Genomic DNA, 17,859 nt, shown 5'->3' on the forward strand with positions numbered 1-17,859 from the left:
CGCGGATGAACTGGAGCTGGTTTCCGGAGTATTTTCCCCTCCTGCTTCAGGGCATCTGGCTGACGATCCAGCTTCTCGTGCTCTCGATGGTCTTTGGCCTGATCATCGCGGTGCCGGTTGGCCTGGTGCAGGTCACGGGCCCCCGCTGGCTTGGGGCCATCGCGCGAGGTTACTGCACGCTGATGCGCGGCACGCCGCTGCTGGTGCAGCTCTGGTTGCTCTACTTCGGCCTCGGGTCGGTGTTTGCCTCATATCCCGAAATCCGGCAGAGCGTGTTCTGGCCTGTCCTGCGGGAGGGTTATTTCTACGCGGTGCTGGCCTTCTCCCTGAATGAAGGGGGCTATGCCGGCGAGATCATGCGCGGTGCGTTCCTGTCCGTTCCAAAGGGCGAACTGGAATCGGCGAGGGCCTTTGGCATGTCGCCCTGGCGGGTGTTGCGGAGGATCTGGCTGCCGCGCGCCTTCCGGAACGTACTTCCAACCCTTGCCGGCGAAACGGTGTTGATGCTCAAGGCTACTCCGCTTGCGGCGACCGTCACCGTTCTCGACATCTTCGGCGTCATTCTGCGCGTGCGGCAGAACACTTACCTCACCTACGAGCCTTTGCTGCTGGCAGCGGCGCTTTACATGGTCATCACGCTTGTCATCACACAGATGTTTGCCCGCATCGAGAGCAGGGTTCCCAGCCGCCGATGATTGAGGACGTTCTCATCAGGCATCTGCCCGGTCTCACGGCCATCCGGCATGACCTTCATGCCCACCCCGAAATGCTGTTCCAGGAGGAACGCACCGCGAGGATCGTGGCCGATGAGTGCCGCCGGCTCGGGTTCGACGTCACCACGGGGATCGCCAGGACGGGCGTGGTGGCATCGCTGACCAACGGCGCCTCAGGGCGCGTCATCGGCATCCGCGCCGACATGGACGCGCTGCCGATCCAGGAGCAGACCAATCTGCCATACGCCTCGAAATATCCGGGCAAGATGCATGCCTGCGGCCATGACGGCCACACCACCATGCTGCTGGGCCTTGCGCGCTATCTGTCGGAGCACCGTCATTTCGACGGCACCGTGCGTCTGATCTTCCAGCCTTCGGAGGAGGACGAGGGCGGAGCCTTCCGGATGATCGAGGACGGTCTCTTCACCCGCTTTCCCTGTGACCGTATCTTCGCACTCCACAACCTGCCGGGCGAGCCGGAGGGGCAGATCATGGTGCGGCCCGGCCCCATCACCGCCTGCTGCGATGTCTTCACCATCGTGGTGCGGGGCGTAGGCGGCCACGGCGCTCTTCCGCACAAGTCGGTGGACCCCGTGGTCGCGGCCTCCAGCATCGTTCTGGCGCTGCAGACGGTGGTCTCCCGCAATCTCGATCCGCATGATCCCGCGGTCATCACCGTTGGCGCAATCAATGGCGGGTCGATGGCGACGGTCATTCCGGAAGAGGTGCGGCTGCTCGTCGGCGTGCGGACGGTGACGAGGCCGGTGCGCGATCTCATCCTGACACGCATCGGGGATGTCGCCGCGGCCCAGGCGAAGTCCTTCGGCTGCACGGCCGATGTCCAGATCGGGCTGGACAGCTGGAGCTACCCCGCGGGCTTCAACACCGCCGATGAGGCCGCACTGGTGCGCGCGGTGGCCCTCGACATGGGGCAGGATCCGGCACACATCGACATGCGCGGCCCCTTCATGTTCTCGGAGGATTTCTCCGCCATGCAGGAGGTGGCGCCGTCCTGCTATTTCGGCCTGGGGGCAGGGCCGGGGCCGATGCTGCATGACCCCGGCTATGATTTCAATGACGCGCTGCTGGTGAAGGGCTCCGCCTTCTGGGCGAGGCTTGTCGAGAAGGCGCTGCCTCAGGCATAAGGTCCTTCGAGGCCAAGCCTGCGCATCAGCGTTGCATAGCGGTTGAAGCTCTTCACCAGGGCCGCGCCATGGCGTGAAATCAGCGCCTGGCGGGTTTCCTCCGTCGAAGCTGCCGCGAGCGCCGCCCAGATCGCCGCCATTGTTTCTGCCTCGGCCCGGGCTGCGGCGGCATCTCCCGCCTCCACCGCCTGGGCAATGGACTGGCCATTGCACTTGCCGACCCCCGCCACGGTTCTGGAACCGGCGAGCGTATAGCCGTCCGGCAGATCGCCCTTGAGGTTCACCACGTGCCTGAAGCGGATGGCGCCGATGATCTGGTCGACCGCCTGCCTGGCGCCTTCGACGCGCGACACATGCTCGGTGTCGGCCGCCGCATGCGGCAGCAGTTCGACACGGCCGGGATATTTCCGCGCCAGCGGCAGGTAGGGCGCCATCGGCCCGGTCCTGGCGCCGGTTTCCTCATCGACAAAGAGGTCGGCATCGATCGACGCATGGCGCACCTTGCCGGACGCCATCGCGGCATCGAGGGCGGTCGCATCCACGCACTCGCCGCGGTCATAGTTGAGGACGATGGCGCCATCGTTGAGCCGGGCCAGCACGGCCGCGCTCACCACACCGGCATTGGCGAACTTGCCGGTCGCGGCGTTCAGCGGGCCGAGGCCGGTGTGCACCGACAGGACATCGGCGCCTTGGGCGGCTTCTTCCGGCGTGGCGGCGAAAACGAAACCTTCGGACTCGATCCACTCCCTCTGGCGCGGGCGGGCGTGCACGGCCACGGCCATTCCGAAGGCCTGGGCGAGCTTCGCCATCTCGCGGCCGATGTTGCCGTAACCGACGATGCCGATGCGCTTGCCCTCGATCTTCTCGGTGGGGAACCTGGCGAGGTCGCGCCCGGTGTCGAACTGGCCTGCCGCGGTGAGCCTGTGCATCTCATCGACCGGCAGATCGGGCAGAACCTTCAGCAGGGCCTTGAAGCCCATCTGCGCGGTCGCACGGCTGTTGAAGGAGGGCGTGTTCATCAGCGGCGCTGAGCCACCCTCGCCGTTGCCGCCGCCCCAGGAGGCGGAGCCCATGTTGCCGGTGCCGGCGCCGATGCGCACGCCGCCCTCGTCGAACCGGGCCTCCTTCGGCAGGAAGGTGGCCGCGGCGATCACCGCGTCATACTGGCCCTTGGCGGTCAGCGGGCGGATCTCTTCCGGCTTCGACAGCTGCGGCTGGTGGAAGAAGTGCATGCCCGGGTCAAGCGTCATCCCCTCCGTATACGGAGCATCGTGGAAGGTGCAGCCCCGTGCCACGATATGGGCCTTCACCGCCGAATGGTCGGGCCTGCCGTCCGCCCCGAACTTGAGGCCCACGTGATCGCAGATCAGAACCTTGTAGGCACGCCCCGGATCGTCCCTGCGGCCGAGGCCCGCGTCCTGGGCCGGGGCGGGGAAGGTGACGCCGTGCTCCGCCAGCTCCTCCTCCATCACCACGATGCGGGCGCGGTGATAGGTATATTTGATGTTGTCCATCAGGGCGGGGATGTCCTCCACCGGGCGGATGCCGCCGATCCAGGCGCGGTAGTCGCCGGGCGTGCCCGGAAAGGCGTTGAGGTAGCGGGCCACATCGAGGCCCTGTTCGTGAACGCCGTTCGGATGGGTGATGCCGTCATAGGCGAGCAGCTGTTTCGAGCGTGCGATGATGCGGGCGTGGATGGCCGGATCGGTGACCTCGCCGTCCGCCACCTTGATGAGGGTGACGGCGGCGCCCCGGTGTTCCGCGCTGGTCACGCCCGGCTGGAAAAGGTTCGAATTGCTCATCCACTCATTGAGGGCGGTGCGGTTCAGTTCCGAGCGGCGGTTCATCTCCCTCACCGGCCCGATCATTTTCTCCACGCGCAACAGGCCGAAGGTCGTCTCGGCGAAAGCGAGCGTGGAAAAGGTGTTGATGACGCCGCCCACCATCCTGTTCTCCTGCGCGTCGTAGAACGGCCCAAGCTGCACCGTGCGCCCGCCCGAGAGCGGCAGTTTGGGGTCGGCGGGTGGAGCGAGCTTCAGCTGACGCGGAATGGCCCATGATGGCTTTTTCTGGTTCTCTTCAACGCGTGCGAGAGCGTGGGGCGTGAACGAGACGAGGAAGTAACCGGAGACGCCGCCGATCGCTTTCTGGAACGGCATGAACAGGCAGCACTTCGACATGACCTGCGCCACCAGCTCCTCGCCCCAGGGCATGGCGCCCAGCATGGAGGTGGCGTCGAGCACCGCATGGTGTTCGGCCGGGTTGCGGTCGATCCAGTCGAGCAGGTTCTCGATGTCGGCGCGGGAATAGGTCGTGGCGCCCGTCGTCTCATGGCCGACGCCGAAGAACACCTTGACGCCCATGCGCTCCAGCACGCCGGAGGAGGGAATCGCGCCCTCCGCCCTGGCGAAGTGGATGCGCGCCTCCCCGCCGTTGCGGGCAAAACGCATCATCTCGACGATCTGTGCCCCCCAGCTCTGGCGGAAGAAGCCTGACGCCCTGGCAAGATCGGACTCAGGGGCAGGCGTGTCGACATAGACATGCTGGGCCGGGTCATTCACCGTCAGGACGTGAAGCGCGCACACGGTGAAGCCCGAATGGCCTCCGCCCAGGCCCACCGCCAGCCGGTTCGTTTTGGGGAACTCGAAGTAGCGGTGAATCTCCCGCATCATTTCGAGCAGAACCTTGTCCGCCGGGTATCCGCGGTGCATCGACCGGCCGATTTCGGCCGCGGTGAAGGGGCCGATGTCGCGGCCTTTGTCATCAAGCTTGCGATAGGTCTGTTCCAGCCAGTGCTCGAAGGCGAAGCGCAGCATGCGGCTGTCAGCCCCGTCATGCGCCATGTCGGTGATTGGGCCGACCCCGAAGAAGGGGTTCTGCGTGCGGGGCGGGGGGCCGCCGGCCGTCGCCTTCAGTGAACTGTCCCGCGTCGTCCTCAGTTTATCCACGACCGACATGTGCCAATTTCCCTCGTTCTGGTCATGCTATAGCCTCAACACACCATGCGCCAGTGCGCCAGCTGATGGAGCAGGTCAACCATGATTTGCTTTACCCCGGTTTGCCGGGCTTTCGGCTGATGCCGCGGTCTCAGATGCTTTGAGATTCTCCAAGAACCGGGAGCGCCTGATGCAGGCTGATGTGGCGCGCCGCCTCATGGTGACGCGTTTGAAACGGCCGCAGGTCAAGGGACTTCTGTAGCCGGTCACCGTCGTCTGCGTTTCAGGCAAGAAGCCTCACAACCCGCGCCGGCATCCGCAACACGGCAGGGCCAGATTTCCCAATCCGGTGCATTGAAAAAACAAATACCAATAAGTTGAGCCAATGCGCGGACGTTTTTCAGCAGCCATCAAGATTTCACCGTTGTCGTTGCTGTTACAAGGCGTTCACAAGGCCGCGGTACTCCAGCCTATCGTTGTCGGAAAGAGGAGTGTCTCCTGATGGACCGCCGGACGTTCATGATTGCAAGCGCCACGATGGCTCTTCCAAATATTGCCCGCGCTCAATCGGCGCCGACCAGAATCGTATTCTGGCATTCAATGACTGCTGTGCTCGGGGAGGAAGTCAACCGTCTGTGCGACACTTTCAACAGCAGCCAGTCTGCAATTCAAGTTCAGCCGCTCTTCCGCGGTGGCTATGCGGAATCGATGACAGCCGCGATCGCCGCCTGGCGCGCCGGGCAGGCGCCGCATCTGGTTCAGGTGTTTGAAGTCGGTACGGGGTCGATGCTGGGGGCCGGACCGGCGGTGAGGCAGATCTGGGAATTGTCGCAGGAAACGGGGATCGACATCGATCCGGCGGTTTTCATCCCGGCCGTCCGGGGTTATTACAGCCTCACCGACGGGCGGCTTGCATCCATGCCCTTCAATTCCTCGACAGCCGTGATGTTCTACAACAAAGACAGCTTTGAGAAGGCTGGCCTCGATCCCGAAACTCCACCCGCGACGTGGAAACATGTCATCGCCGCTGCCCAGGCCATCAGGGCGTCATCGGCCGCGGCCATTCCCATGACGACGTCGTGGCCGGTCTGGATCCAGCTTGAACAATTCGGCGCGATTCACGATCTGCCTTACGCGACACAGGCAAACGGTTTCGATGGCCTTGATGCCGAACTTCTCATCAACACGGAGCACTATGTTGCGCAGGTTCAGCGTCTGCTCGACATGGCCAAGGATGGCACCTTCAGGTATGGCGGCCGTGACAATTCCGCTGATGCAATGTTTCCGTCAGGTCAGGCGGCCATGTCGTTCAATTCCTCCAGCGTGCGCAGCGACATTGCCCGCACCGCGAATTTCCGCTGGGGTACGGCCATGCTGCCTTATGATCCGGCGGTCATCGACCAGCCGATCAACTCCATCATCGGCGGTGCAAGCCTTTGGCCGATGACAACGCCCAATAGGACGCCAGAGGAGTACAAGGCCGTCGCCTCCTTCCTGCTGTTCCTGTCGCAGCCTGAGAACGTGGCCTCGTGGAGCAAGAATACTGGCTATGTTCCGGTCACCGTCGCTGGATACGAGCTGATGAGGCAGCAGGGCTTCTTCAAGGAGAATCCCGGGGCGGATGTTCCGATCGAGCAACTCACCCGTGGGACCATGACGAAGAATTCGATGGGCTTCCGGCTTGGCCGAATGGCGGAGCTTCGCAATATCATCTCCGAGGAACTGGAGCGGGCGCTCCAGGGCGCTCAGTCCGCGCAGGCCGCCATGGATGTATCGGTCCGGCGCGGCAATCGCGTTCTTCGGGACTTTCAGAGAACGCAGAGGTCTTGATCAACAACAAGAATTCGGAACCTGAAGATGGAACGCCGGACTATCTTTGACGGGTGGCTTCTGCCCGCGATGCTTGTGCTGCCGCAGCTCGTGCTGACATTTTTCTTTTTTCTGTGGCCGGCGGCGCGAGCCATCTGGTCCAGCCTTGAGCGTCAGGACGCCTTCGGGATCAACTCTGAGTTTGTAGGGTTTGAGAACTTCGTGGATCTGTTTGAAGATCCTCTCTATCTGGAGGCGGTTGTCCGGACCCTGATTTTCGTGTTTTTCGTGACGGTCATCGCGATGGCGGTCGCGCTGGTCCTCGCCATCTTCGCAGACCGGGAGATCCGCGGTCGGGACATCTACAGGACTCTGCTCATCTGGCCTTACGCCGTCGCCCCGGCGATCGCCGGCGTGTTGTGGGTGTTGTTGATGGATCCGAACGTCGGTCTTGTGGGCGTCGGGCTGAACAATATGGGTATCAATTGGGACTACAGGCTCAACGGTTTTCAGGCCATGCTTCTCGTCATCCTTGCGTCGGCGTGGAAGCAGGTAAGCTATAACTTCATTTTCTTTCTTGCGGCCCTGCAGTCCATTCCGAAATCGGTGACCGAGGCCGCCCGCATCGACGGGGCGTCGGAGTTGCACCGGTTCCGCACGATCACTCTGCCTTTGATTGCGCCCACGACGTTCTTCCTCATCGTCGTCAATGTGGTCTACGCCGCTTTCGACACCTTCGCGACGATTGCCGCCACGACCCAGGGCGGTCCCGGCCGCTCGACGGAGACGCTGGTTTTCAAGGTTTTCCGCGATGGCATCGTCAATGTCAACATTGGCTCATCCTCCGCGCAGTCTGTCGTGTTGATGGTTGGGGTCATTCTGATCACCGCCTTGCAATTCCGGTTCATGGAGAAGAAATCGTGATCAGAACGGGCAAGGTTGACTGGGTCGCTCATTCCATTCTCCTTCTGGGAGTGGCGCTGTTCGTTTTGCCGGTCTGGCTGGTGTTCGCCGGTTCCACTCAGGACAGCGCCGACATCGCGCGTGGCGATATGTCCATCGTTCCCAATCTGTCACAACTGGGAATTTATAGCTCCGTTCTCACCGAGGCGGCGCCCGGAGCGCAGCCGGTGTGGCGCATGATGATGGTGTCCTTCGGCATGGCGCTTGTCATCGCCTTCGGCAAGATATTCATTTCGATTATGTCCGCTTATGCGGTCACGTTTTTCCGGTTTCCATTCAAGATGCTGTGCTTCTGGACGATTTTCATCACGCTGATGCTTCCGGTGGAGGTGCGCATCGTCCCGACTTTCAAGGTTATGGCGGGGTTCAACCTGATCAACACGTTTACGGGACTCACTGTGCCCCTTATGGCCTCGGCGACGGCGACCCTGCTGTTCCGTCAGACGTTTCTCGCAATCCCAGATGAACTCGTTGAGGCCGCGCGCACCGACGGTGCCGGCCCGTTGCGCTTCCTCAAGGATATTCTGGTGCCGGTCTCCGCGGCCAATCTGGCGGCAATGTTCGTCATTCTCTTCGTGTACGGCTGGAACCAATATATGTGGCCCTTGCTGGTGGCAACCGACCCCAGGCTCGACACGATCGTGATCGGCATCGTGAAAATGATCGGTCACGAGGCGCTAACCGAATGGAACCGCGTGATGGCGACGGCAGTGCTTGCGATGCTGCCGCCCGTCGTGGTCGTGGTTCTCATGCAACGCTGGTTTGTCAAAGGACTTACGGAAGGTGACAAGTAATGGCCACCCTGCAGCTTGAAAATCTGAAGAAGAGCTTTGGAACGACGCACGTCCTGAAAGGTGTCGACCTTTCGCTGGCGTCGGGCGAGATGCTCGTTATCGTGGGCGCATCCGGCTGCGGCAAGTCGACCTTGCTGCGCCTGGTCGCCGGTCTCGAGACCCCGACCTCCGGCCAGATCATGGTTGACGGCCGCGACGTGGCGCAGCTCGATCCCGCCCAGCGCGACATCGCCATGGTGTTTCAGAATTATGCGCTTTATCCGCACATGACGGTTTTCGACAACATGGCCTATGGTCTCCGCATTCGGGGCTTGAGCCGGGAGGACATCGGGAAGCGGGTTCAGGATGCTGCCAACACGCTCGGACTCGGCGCGTTGCTGAAGCGCACGCCGCGCCAGTTGTCGGGCGGTCAGCGCCAGCGCGTGGCCATGGGACGGGCGATCGTTCGCGAACCGAAGGTCTTTCTGTTCGACGAACCGCTCTCCAACCTCGACGCTGCTCTCCGTGTACAGATGCGCGCGGAGATCCGGCGCCTGCAGCGGCGGATGCGGGTGACAAGCCTCTATGTCACTCACGACCAGGTCGAGGCCATGACTCTGGGCGACCGGCTGCTCGTGATGCATCTCGGCAAGCCCGTTCAGCTCGCGACGCCGATGGAAGTCTTCGAAAAGCCCGCCAACACTTATGTCGCGGGCTTCATCGGCGCTCCGTCGATGAACCTCATGCCGGCTAAGCTCGGTCATGGCGGCGCCTCCGCGGTTCTTGAAGACGGACACGTCATCACTTTCGCCGACGGCCGCCGCCCGGGACAGGACGGTCGGAAGCTCACCGTGGGCATCCGTCCGGAACATCTGCGTCCGGAACCAGGTGGCATCGAGATTTTTATCGACCTCGTCGAACCGCTCGGCTCGGAAACGGTGGTCATCGGCCGCATGAAGAATGGCGAGCTCGTTTCGGTGAAGATTCCCAGCGCGGGGTCCATCCCGGAGACCATGAGCGTGGTGATCGCGCCTGAGCATCTTCATGTGTTTGATGGCGAAACCGGCCTGCGGGTCGAGGCGGTGTGACCCGCCATGGAGCATTTCCCCCGCTTCGCACCGCTGGCGGCACGCTATGACGGTTTTATCGTCGATCTCTGGGGTGTGATCCATGATGGTGTAGCGCCCTATCCGGGCGCAAGGGACTTGCTTCAGAAATTGCAGGAGATGGAGCGCCGTGTCGTGCTGCTGTCCAATGCGCCCCGCCGGGTGGCCTCTGTGCGGGACGACCTTCTCGCCATGGGCGTGTCAGACGACCTGTACGATGGTCTGATGACCAGCGGCGAGGCGGTTTTCGAAGCACTTTCGCACCGCAGCGATCCCTGGGTGGCGGAGCTGGGAAGGAAGGTCTATTTCCTCGGCCCGGAACGCGACTGGGGGATCCTGAACGGGCTGGAACTTCACCAGGTCGAGCGGCCTGCCGCGGCGGACTTTGTGATTATCACCGCTCCCGACGATTTGCAGGGGCCAAGCACGATCAACGATCACCTGCCTGCCCTGGAGCAATGTCTCGCCGCCGGGCTGCCAATGATTTGCGCCAATCCTGACTTCGAAATCGTGCGTGACGGTCAGCGCATCATCTGTGCGGGCGCGCTCGCCAGACATTACGAAACACTTGGCGGCGAGGTCAGATGGTACGGGAAACCCGACGCTGCTATCTATCCCTCCGTCCTGGAAATCCTGGAGGTTTCTGCATCGCGTGTATTGGCGGTGGGCGATGGCTTGCGCACCGACATTGCGGGCGCACGGGCCGCCAATCTGGCGAGTTGCTGGGTCCTGGGCGGCATTCATGCGGAGGAACTTGAAGAACGCGAGACCAGTGCGGAAGCACTTGCCAATGCCGTAGGTCACTATCCGTCCACGTCTGTGCCGGAGTTCAAGTGGTGAAGCCGCTCCGATGAACACGCGAGGAACCGCAAATGACGTCAGCCTTTGAAATACAGGGCCACCGCGGCGCCCGCGGCCTGTTTCCTGAGAATACGCTCGAAGGCTTCCGCGCGACTTTGGCGCTTGGCGTAACCAGCCTGGAGCTTGATGTCGGCGTGACGGCCGATGACGTCGTTGTTGTCGTCCACGATCCGAGGCTCAATGCGGATTTGACCCGCGGTCCGGATGGCGCCTGGCTGCCTGAAACAGGCCCGGCGATACGTTCGCTGACCTATGCCGAACTGATCCGGTACGATGTGGGCCGGGCGCGCGGGGGTAGTGTGGTTGCCTTGCATAATCCTGATCAGGCGGGCGTGGACAATGTCCGCATTCCGATGCTCGACGACGTCTTCAAGCTCGCGGCCGGAACTGGCGTGATTATCGACGTCGAAATCAAGACCGATCCGGCCTATCCGGAATTAACGGTCTCGCCCGAGGTGATGGCGGATGCGGTTCTGGCCGTTGCCCGCCGTAACAATGCGCTCGACACTCTGGCGGTGCGTTCGTTTGACTGGCGGAGTCTCGCGCATCTCCGTTCGGTATGGCCCGGCGCCACGCTCGGCTGGCTCACAAGCGCCGGGACGGCCACGCCAGCCTGGCGCGGGACCCACACGCCCGCGTTGTCGAACCTGGTCGAATCCGTGCATGCTGCAACGGGCGGAACACCCGGTTGCTGGGCCCCCGACATGTCCGAGTTGACCCCGGACATCGTCGTTCGGGCCAAGGCTGCGGGGCTTAGGGTGGTGCCCTGGACGGTGAATGATCCGGCGGACATTGATCGTCTTGCCGGGTGGGGTGTTGATGGCGTCACAACAGACCGGCCTGATCTGGCGCGGGAGGTCTTGGCGAAGCGCGGCTGGAGACTTCCGCCGATTGTTCATGCATCCGGCGGTGCGACCGGCTGAACGGACGGTCTCGCGCCAGAGTTCAGGCCCGCGCGTGCAATGCTGACGCCTTCCTGCCCCACAGCGTCCACCGATCATCCCGCCGAGGCGGTCGCGGATCCGCGCGTCATCGATTTTGATGATATGCCCCATCAGCCTTCCTCCGTTCCTTTCCCGATGGTAATCCTCCAGCTCTCGCCGGGGTGAGGATCATAGGGAGACGGGAGAGGGACCCCCGGCTACTTCGTCTTGTCCCGTTTCAGCTTCCACAATTCCCAGAAGGCCCAACCGAGCACGACGCCGACAACGAGTATTCCTTCCGCGAGTGCGAGGCTGCTGCCACTCATTGGCCCTGCTTCTCCAGCCGGGTGAAAAGTTCGGTGAGCCATTGCGCGCGTTCGTCCAGCGTGCGCGGGGGGTGGATGGGCTGGCCGGCGGTGGCCACCGCGTCGATGAGGAACTGCGCGGAGGCGATGGCGGGGGCATCGGAGCGCGGCGCGGATGTCAGCGAGGCGGTGACGGCCCGCGCAAGAAGCGCGAGCTTGCGCGGTGTGGCGACAGTGGCGCGGCGGGTGACACTGTCATGGCCGTTCATTTCCACGGCGCGGCCGATTTCGGCATAGAGCAGGCGGGCGGCATGGATCGACGGGCGGCAGCCCGGCGGCAGCATGGCGATGCCGGAGAGGCTTCGGGCATAGAGACGGTCCGCCTCGGCCAGCAGGCGCTTCAGCACCCTGGACAGCGGCATGGAGGCGCGGGGCGCTGCGAGAAAGCTTTCCGCGTCGAGGCTTTCCTCATAAAGCCAGTCGAGCGGCAGATAGAGGCGGGCGTTGCGCGCATCCTCGCCCACGTCGCGGGCGATGTTGGTGAGTTGCATGGCGACACCGAGATCGCAGGCGCGCGCGATGGCCGACGCGTCCCGCACCTGCATGACCAGCGACATCATGGCGCCCACCGTGCCCGCAACGCGCACGGCATAGGCGTGAAGCTCGTCCAGCGTCCGATAGCGCCGCCCGCCCGCATCCCAGGCGAAACCCTCGATCAGGGCTTCCGGAATCTCGCGCGGGATGGCGAAGCGCAGCGCCACATCGGCAAAGGCGCGGTCGGCGGGCTGGTTGTCGGGGGCGCCGCGATAGATGCGGTCGAGGCGGGCCAGGAGCGTGTCGACGGCGGCGCGCGGGTCCGCCGCGCGGTCGACGAGGTCGTCGGCCACGCGGCAGAAGCCATAGAGCGAACGCGAGGCATCGCAGACGCGCTGGGGCAGGAGGAGCGAGGCGGTGTAGAAGGTCTTCGACCCGTCGCGGATCATCTGCCGGCACTGGGCGAGATCGGCGGGCGAGACGAGCGAACGGTCAGGCGAAGGCGGAAGCATCGGGCGCCACCGTGTCGAGGATTCTGGCCGAGGAAATGACGCCGGGAACGCCGGCGCCGGGGTGCGTTCCCGCGCCGACGAGGAAGAGGTTTTCGATGTCTTCCGCCTTGTTGTTGGGGCGGAACCACGCGGATTGCAGCAGGACGGGCTCCAGCCCGAAGGCGGCGCCCTTGGCGGAAGAGAGGCGGGATTCGAAGTCGATGGGCGTGATCAGCTTCTCGGTGACGATATGGCCGCGGAAGCCGGGGAGCAGCGTGCGGTCGAGGTAACCGGCGATGGCGGCCTTGTAGGTCTGGGCGCGGGCGGTCCAGTCGATTCCCGAGTCCTGGTGCGGCACGGGGGAGAGGACATAGAAGCTGTCGCAGCCTGGCGGCGCGAGCGATGGGTCGGTGGCGGAGGGACGGTGGAGGTAAAGGCTGAAGTCCTCGGCCAGAATCTTCTTCGTGAAGATGTCGTCGAGCAGTTCGCGGTAGCGCGGGCCCATCATGATGGTGTGGTGCTTTACGTCCGTATACTGACGGTTTGTGCCGAAGTACCAGACGAAGAGGCTCATGGAATAGCGGGCGCGGGCGAGCCTGGCGTCCGACCAGCGCTTGCGCGGCGCGTTGCGCAGGAGCCTGGTGTAGGTATGGGCTGTCTCGGCATTGGAGACGACGATGGAGGCTTTGATGACGCGGCCATCGGCGAGGCGCAGGCCCGTGGCGCGGGCGCCCTCGCAGGTGATCTCGTCTACCGCGGTGTTGAGCAGGATGGCGCCGCCCTGGCGCTCGACGAGCTTTGCCATGGCCTGGACCAGGGCGCCCGTGCCGCCCATGGCGAAATGCACGCCATATTGGCGTTCGAGATAGGCGATCATGCTGTAGATGGCGGTGACCTTGAACGGGTTGCCGCCGATGAACAGCGGGTGGAAGCTCAAGGCCATGCGGATCTTGGGGTTCTTGACGCGGGCCGCCACATGCTGGTGCACCGTGCGCCAGGCGCCGAGGCGGAGCAGATCGGGCGCGATCTTCACCATATCGAGCGCGGAGCCGAAGGGCACGTGGCCCAGCTGCTCGAAGCCGATGCGGTAGATCGCCTCGCTTTCCGCCATGAAGCGGTCGTATCCTGCGACATCCGAGGGCGCGATGCGGCGGACTTCCCCGCGCATGCGGTCTGGGTCGGCGCAGCAGCTGATCGCCGTTCCGTCATCGAAGCGGATGTCGTAAAAGGGGTCGAGGGCCTTGAGCGTCACGTCGTCGGAGAATTTGGCCCCGGCCAGCGCCCACAGCTCATCAAGGATGAAGGGGGCGGTGATGATGGTGGGGCCGGCATCGAAGGTGAAACCGTCCTGACGGAACACAGAGGCGCGACCGCCCGGCTGCTCCAGCTTTTCAAACACCGTAACGCGATAGCCGCGGGCACCCAGCCGTATGGCGGCCGCAAGACCGCCCAGGCCGCTGCCAATGACGGCGGCATGGGGGCGCCGGTCGGCCGGCGGGGGTAGGTGGTCGATGTCTGTAAACATCAATTGACAGTAGAAACTGTCAGACAAGATTTGGCAAGGGGGCAGATGGATGGTGTGCGCGGCGTCTTCTCCCGCTTCTTGAGCGGGAGAAGAAGGGACCCGTTGCGCCAGCAACGGGGGAGATGAGGGGCCGCATGTACCGAATAAGGTTCGGAGATTGCTTCCCCTCACCGCCCCCAACTGCGTTGGGGCCCCTTCCTCTCCCGCATGGCGGGAGAGGACAGGAGCGGCTACCGCAGGGTGAAGGAGGCGGGGTCCGCGATGATGGCCGCCGCTCCGGCCGGGTCCTCCTCATGGGCCAGGTGGCCGAGGCCCCTGATTTCCACCAGGCTTGCACGGGGGGCGAGTTTCGCCGCCTCGGCGGCGCGGGCGGGCGCGATGGTGCGGTCGCCCGTGGCGTATGCGAGCTTGATGGGGACGGGCAGGTTCTTCAGGTCCTGCGGCGCCCAGTGCAGGTCCCAGGCGGCCATCATGCCCAGCGTTCCCGCGATGTGGCCTTCGTTGGAAAAGAGCTTCTGGTAAAGGGAGATTCCCTCGGCATCGATCTTCGACCCGGTGTCGCGCAGCAGGCGTTCGACCGCCTTGCGGTCGGCCATCTTCGCGAACATCTTCCGGACGATGGCGGCGCTGGCGAAGGTCTTGGCCAGCGGCGAGAAGAACTGGCCGGCGACACCCGTGACGGGGAAGAAAGCGCCGTTGAAGCTGATGATGTCATCGGGCGCAAACAGGCGCTCCACCGCCATGCGCACGAGCACGGCGGCGCCGGCCGAATGGCCCGCGGCGCGGACGGGCTCGACCTTCAGTGTACGGAGCAGAGAGGCCACCGCGGCGGCCATGCCGGGCAGCGACAGGCTGGTTTTGGACGGCGGCTGGGTGAAGGCGTGGCCCGGAAGGTCCATGGCGACGACGGTGTAGTGGGCCGCGAGCTTCGGCATCACGCCGCGCCAGGAGTGGGTGGCGGCACCCGTGCCGTGGAGGAGAAGGAGGGCGGGACCCTCGCCCATCACCTGCACATGCCACGGCATGCCTGCCGCGTCGACGAAGCGGCTCGCCGCATTGTTGGGCCAGCCGGCACCGTCAGTCTTCCAGTCCAGGTAGTAGCCCATGTCAGGTCTTCATCGCGGCGTTGACGGAGGCCGAGATCCTCGCGGCATCGGCATGGGGCAGCGGAAGATAGTCCGCCCCCATGGCCTCGGCCAGTTTGCGGGCGGGGCCCGGCCGCGTGCCGGACAAGTCGATCATCAGCGCGCGCACCCCCGCAAGGCGGAGCGCCCTTGCCGCAGCCTCGGCATCGCGCATGGCCAGGTCGCGGCCGGCGGTTCCATCCCGCGCGATGTTGGCCTTGCCGTCGGTGAGGAAGACGACGAGGGGAACGCCGCCGGAGCGGCTCACCTGGCTCGCCACCAGCAGCGACTGCTCGATCCCAGCCGCCAGCGGCGTGCCGCCGCCGCCGGGAAGATCGGCGAGGGATTTCCGGGCGCGCTGGAGAGAGCGGGTCGGCGGCAGGAGGAGTTCCGCCTGCGTGCCGCGGAAGGCGATCAGCGCCGCGCGGTCGCGGCGCACGTAGCAATCGGCCAGCAGCAGTTCGACCGCGCCCTTGGCTTCCGCCATGCGGTGGAGCGCTGCCGAGCCCGAGGCATCGACGGCGAAGATTGCGGTCGTCTCGCGCTTCTCCTTGAAGCGGCGGATGCGGAAGTCGGATGTCTCGACCAGGACGCCCGTTCGAATGGCGCTGGCACGGCGGCGGATGGGTTGCCACGGGGCGGCGGCGCGCAGCGTGTCGATGAGGGCGAGGCGCGCGCCGTTCTTCGGTTCGCCCGGGCGCGTGCCGACGGGGCGGCCGCGTTTCGATCCGGCTTTCTGCGAAACAGCGCCGGCACCGGCCTTGCTGCCCGGCTGGCGCAGGTTTTTTTCCAGGGCCGCGAGCAGGCCCGGCGGCAGCGCGGCCTTGACCGCATCGAGCAGGCGGTCTGCCAGGTCCCGCGGCGTGGGCGCGCTGTCGTCCTCGCCCGGTTCGGGCGCGTCCTGCGGGGCAGGCTGGTCGGTCTCCTCTTCGGCAGGGGCCGGGAAGGTGACGGCGCGGGGCGCCAGGATGAGGCGGGCCGCAAGGCCTGCGTCATCGTCATCGACCTCGCGGCGGCCATCGAGCGCGGCGATGGCGCGGGCGGCGCGCAGCGCCATGATGGCGGGGCGGATGGAGGCGAGGCCCAGGGCGAGCGCCGTCTGGCACAGGCCTTCGGTGATGCGGTCCGGAATGCTGACATGGGCCAGCAGCGCGCGCGCCGAGGCGATTCCGATGTCGAGCGGTTCATACGTCTTCACTTCGAGGAGGAAGGCGACGCGCTCCACGAGGACCGGGGGCGCGCGCTCGTCGTCGATGCCCTCGTCATGGGCGATGACGGTGAAGGCCGCCCCGCCGTCCATGGCGGCGGCGATGAGGGCGGCCTTGTCAGGCGAGAGGCGCTCGGCGGAGGTGAGAAGCAGCACGCCATCGCCGCCGACGAGCAGGCCCGTGTCGAACACGGGCATGCCGGACTTCAGCGTGGCGGCGATGTCGAGCGAGCCGGTGAGGCGGTCCACGCCGATATGCGGGGGAACGCGGTGGAGCTTGCGCTGCGCGAGCTGGCGGAGATGCGCGAGAAAAGCGTCGGCCTGGCCCCTGATCACGGCGCCCTTCAGGCCCTCGGGGTCGAGGGCGAGGAGCGCGCAGGCCAGCGCCGCCTCGCTCACGCGCCGAACACTTCGGTGACCGCGCGGGTGATGCGCGCGGTGGAGCCGGTCTCGTCCAGCGGGTTCCGGCGCAGGCGATGGCGCAAGGAGGGTGCCGCCATGCGCTTCAGGTGATCGCCGGTGACGCGCCTCGCCCCTTCAAAGGCGGCGAGAGCGCGGGCGGCGCGCATCAGCGTGAGCTGGCCGCGCAAGCCGTCCGTCTTGAGGTGGATGCAGAGCGTGGCGGCGCGTTCGAGCTCGCTGTCGGGCACCTCGACGCCGTTCAGCGCCTTCCGCGCCTTGACGATGCGGCGGCGCGTCTGGTCTTCCTGCCGGGCCCACTGCGCGGTGAAGCCTTCCGGGTCGCGCTCGAAGGCATCGCGGCGCTTGACGATCTCGACCCAGGCCGCAACCTCGGTGGGTGTCCTGACCTCAACGGAAAGGCCGAAGCGGTCGAGGAGCTGCGGGCGGAGTTCGCCTTCTTCCGGATTGCCGCTGCCCACCAGCACGATGCGGGCGGGGTGGCGCACCGAGAGGCCCTCGCGCTCCACCACGTTCTCGCCCGAGGCGGCGACATCGAGCAGCAGATCCACAATGTGGTCCTCGAGCAGATTGACCTCGTCGATATAGAGATAACCGCGGTTGGCCTGGGCGAGCAGGCCCGGCTCGAAGCTCTTCTCGCCATGCGACAGCGCGCGCTCGAGGTTGAGCGAGCCCAGCACGCGATCCTCGGTGGCGCCGAGCGGCAGGTCAACCACCGGTATGGGCATCTTCCGCGGCTTGTGGGTGTCCGCCTTGCGGCAGGCATCGCATTGGGCCGAAGGGCTGTCCGGGTCGCAGTGATAGGCGCAAGGATTGGCGCGGATCTCCGGCAGCAGGGCGGCTAACGCGCGCACGGCAGTCGATTTGCCAGTGCCACGGTCGCCGAAGGCGAGGAGGCCACCGATCAGCGGGTCGACGGCGGTGAGCAGCAGGGCCTGCAGCAACTCGTCCTGGCCCGAAATGGCGGAAAAGGGATAGCGAAGCGACATAGGGCAATGTGTAACACACGATTTACACTTGGCAA

Annotated in this window: 14 protein-coding genes; 8 read left to right on the forward strand and 6 right to left on the reverse strand. The window is 65.0% G+C overall.

The genetic code is table 11. The annotated features are described in order from the left end of the window. The first annotated feature begins 5 nt into the window (after positions 1 to 5). Both IOC69_RS08000 and IOC69_RS08005 read left to right on the forward strand, forming a co-directional pair. Entirely contained in the window at positions 6 to 695 is a 690-nt protein-coding gene (locus IOC69_RS08000) for an ABC transporter permease (RefSeq protein ID WP_290543019.1), read from the forward strand. Then, positions 692 to 1,858, forward strand: coding sequence for a M20 aminoacylase family protein (locus IOC69_RS08005; RefSeq protein ID WP_290543020.1), 1,167 nt, complete (start codon positions 692 to 694; stop codon positions 1,856 to 1,858). Before IOC69_RS08000 ends, IOC69_RS08005 begins: the two co-directional genes overlap by 4 nt. On the opposite strand, the gene IOC69_RS08010 is transcribed toward IOC69_RS08005, so the two are convergent. Further along, positions 1,849 to 4,815, reverse strand: coding sequence for an NAD(P)-dependent oxidoreductase (locus IOC69_RS08010; protein WP_290543021.1), 2,967 nt, complete (start codon positions 4,813 to 4,815; stop codon positions 1,849 to 1,851). The genes IOC69_RS08005 and IOC69_RS08010 overlap by 10 nt on opposite strands. 480 nt (positions 4,816 to 5,295) lie before the next feature. Here IOC69_RS08010 and ugpB point away from each other — a divergent pair, with 480 nt between their 5' ends. Genes ugpB through IOC69_RS08040 form a run of 6 tightly spaced genes read left to right on the forward strand, consistent with a single transcriptional unit; the run spans position 5,296 to position 11,229 of the window. Then, positions 5,296 to 6,624 carry a sn-glycerol-3-phosphate ABC transporter substrate-binding protein UgpB gene (gene ugpB, locus IOC69_RS08015; protein WP_290543022.1) on the forward strand — a complete coding sequence of 443 codons (1,329 nt, stop codon included), beginning with the start codon at positions 5,296 to 5,298 and terminating at the stop codon, positions 6,622 to 6,624. Between the two features lie 27 nt (positions 6,625 to 6,651). Next, positions 6,652 to 7,527, forward strand: coding sequence for a sn-glycerol-3-phosphate ABC transporter permease UgpA (ugpA, locus tag IOC69_RS08020; RefSeq protein ID WP_290543023.1), 876 nt, complete (start codon positions 6,652 to 6,654; stop codon positions 7,525 to 7,527). Then, positions 7,521 to 8,360 carry a sn-glycerol-3-phosphate ABC transporter permease UgpE gene (gene ugpE / locus IOC69_RS08025; protein WP_290543061.1) on the forward strand — a complete coding sequence of 280 codons (840 nt, stop codon included), beginning with the start codon at positions 7,521 to 7,523 and terminating at the stop codon, positions 8,358 to 8,360. The genes ugpA and ugpE overlap by 7 nt, the downstream gene beginning before the upstream one ends. Further along, positions 8,360 to 9,427 (forward strand): sn-glycerol-3-phosphate ABC transporter ATP-binding protein UgpC, encoded by a 1,068-nt coding sequence (ugpC, locus tag IOC69_RS08030; RefSeq protein ID WP_290543024.1) that lies wholly within the window; start codon positions 8,360 to 8,362, stop codon positions 9,425 to 9,427. The genes ugpE and ugpC overlap by 1 nt, the downstream gene beginning before the upstream one ends. Positions 9,428 to 9,433: 6 nt before the next feature. Continuing rightward, positions 9,434 to 10,285 (forward strand): TIGR01459 family HAD-type hydrolase, encoded by an 852-nt coding sequence (locus tag IOC69_RS08035; protein WP_290543025.1) that lies wholly within the window; start codon positions 9,434 to 9,436, stop codon positions 10,283 to 10,285. Between the two features lie 32 nt (positions 10,286 to 10,317). Next, complete coding sequence (locus IOC69_RS08040) at positions 10,318 to 11,229, forward strand: glycerophosphodiester phosphodiesterase family protein (protein ID WP_290543026.1); 912 nt, start codon at positions 10,318 to 10,320, stop codon at positions 11,227 to 11,229. Positions 11,230 to 11,551: 322 nt separating this feature from the next. Here IOC69_RS08040 and IOC69_RS08045 read toward each other — a convergent pair whose 3' ends face one another. The 5 genes from IOC69_RS08045 to bchI form a co-directional block, all read right to left on the reverse strand. Beyond that, on the reverse strand, positions 11,552 to 12,580 hold the full coding sequence (locus IOC69_RS08045; protein WP_290543027.1) for a phytoene/squalene synthase family protein: 1,029 nt from the start codon (positions 12,578 to 12,580) through the stop codon (positions 11,552 to 11,554). Beyond that, the gene (locus IOC69_RS08050; RefSeq protein ID WP_290543062.1) at positions 12,561 to 14,084 is read right to left on the reverse strand and encodes a phytoene desaturase; all 1,524 of its coding nucleotides are present in this window, start codon (positions 14,082 to 14,084) and stop codon (positions 12,561 to 12,563) included. Before IOC69_RS08050 ends, IOC69_RS08045 begins: the two co-directional genes overlap by 20 nt. Positions 14,085 to 14,314: 230 nt before the next feature. Continuing rightward, positions 14,315 to 15,190 carry an alpha/beta fold hydrolase BchO gene (gene bchO, locus IOC69_RS08055; RefSeq protein ID WP_290543028.1) on the reverse strand — a complete coding sequence of 292 codons (876 nt, stop codon included), beginning with the start codon at positions 15,188 to 15,190 and terminating at the stop codon, positions 14,315 to 14,317. A 1-nt stretch (position 15,191) separates the two neighbouring features. Then, on the reverse strand, positions 15,192 to 16,814 hold the full coding sequence (locus IOC69_RS08060; RefSeq protein WP_290543029.1) for a magnesium chelatase subunit D: 1,623 nt from the start codon (positions 16,812 to 16,814) through the stop codon (positions 15,192 to 15,194). Next, positions 16,811 to 17,824: a magnesium chelatase ATPase subunit I gene (bchI, locus tag IOC69_RS08065; protein WP_290543030.1), complete on the reverse strand. Its 1,014-nt coding sequence runs from the start codon at positions 17,822 to 17,824 to the stop codon at positions 16,811 to 16,813. Before bchI ends, IOC69_RS08060 begins: the two co-directional genes overlap by 4 nt. Positions 17,825 to 17,859: the final 35 nt, after the last annotated feature.

It is taken from the genome of Aestuariivirga sp. (genome assembly GCF_020252405.1).
Taxonomy (GTDB): domain Bacteria; phylum Pseudomonadota; class Alphaproteobacteria; order Rhizobiales; family Aestuariivirgaceae; genus Aestuariivirga.